Consider the following 1,267-nt stretch of genomic DNA (forward strand, 5'->3'; position numbering starts at 1 on the left):
CAAGGAAGCCGCGCCTCCGCCGGAGCCCGCGTCCCCCCCTGCGGCCAGGACGACCGACGACACCGCGAGGACCGCGGTCCCCTCCGCCCCCGACAAGAAGGAGGAGCCGGAACCCCTGGGAGGCCGGGGCTCCGAGCCGAGCCCGCCCACGGAACTGGTGACGAGCCCCGCCGCGAAGGCCCTGCTCCTGAAGAATGTCGGCGGAGACGACGCCGAGGCCTCGGAATCCCAGGACCGCGCCGCCGAGGACGCCTCCTCTGGAGCGACGGCGGTCGTGCGCCGGCCGGTGGAGCTGGAGGACGACGCGAGCTCCACCCAGGCTCCCACGCCCATCGTGCGACGGCCGGCCTCCGAGGATGAGGAGCGGGCCCCCACCCCGGTCGTCCGCCGGCCCCTGTCGCCAGAGGACGAAGCCCCCGCGGCCACGCCCATCGTGCGCCGCCCCGCCTCCCTCACGGAGGACGAGGAGCGGGCGCCCACGCCCGTCGTGCGCCGGGCCGGGGTCATGCGTGAGGAGGAGGCCCCCGCGCCCACGCCCATCGTGCGCCGCCCTCCCGTCCTGACCGAGGACTTCCTGGAGCCGCCGGCCCCCACGCCCATCGTGCCCATGCGCTCCGTGCTGAGCGGGTCGCGGAGCACGGGCGCCAGCCGGTCGCAGCGCCCGCCGGAGCCGTCGGCCCCGTCAGAGCCTCCCCGCCTCTTCCCCTCCTCTCCCATGGCCGACGCGGACAAACCGCCCATCCGTGGCGGCCTCGCCGCGGATCCAGGCCGGCCCGCCTCTTCACGTCCTCCGGTGCTCACGGAGTCCGACAAGCCGCCCATGCGCGGAGGCTCCGTCGCCGACGCGGAGAAGCCGCCCATCCGCGGAGGCTTCGTCTCCGACGCGGACCGCCCGCCGCAGCTGCCGCCCCGCGCCACCGCGCCGCCGCCGGTTCCGCGCCAGGGACCGCCGCCCCGGCTGATCGCGACACCGCCCGTGCTGAAGCCCTCCTCTGCCGCGTCCCCGGACGACGAGCCAGAGGAGATCGCCGCCGACGAGGCCCAGTCCCTGGACGACGACGCCGGGCACACGCCGTCCAACGCCAGCGCGGCGCTGGACGAGCCGGAGGAGATCGACAACGACGAGGTCCACGACGCGGACTCGCTCGACATCGAGGCCGCGGACGCGGAGGAGGCCGTGGACGAAGGGCCTCCGCCCGCGCCTCCCGGATCCGCCCTCAACCCGTGGTTCGCGCAGCTCGCGCACGGGTATTGCCCCCCCGAGGGC

At 76.4% G+C, this 1,267-nt stretch carries 1 pseudogene; it reads left to right on the forward strand.

The annotated features are described in order from the left end of the window. Nucleotides 1-1,267, forward strand: a pseudogene (locus D7X32_RS44400) (glycosyl transferase family 1); the annotation flags it as partial.

The organism is Corallococcus carmarthensis, assembly GCF_003611695.1.
Taxonomy (GTDB): domain Bacteria; phylum Myxococcota; class Myxococcia; order Myxococcales; family Myxococcaceae; genus Corallococcus; species Corallococcus carmarthensis.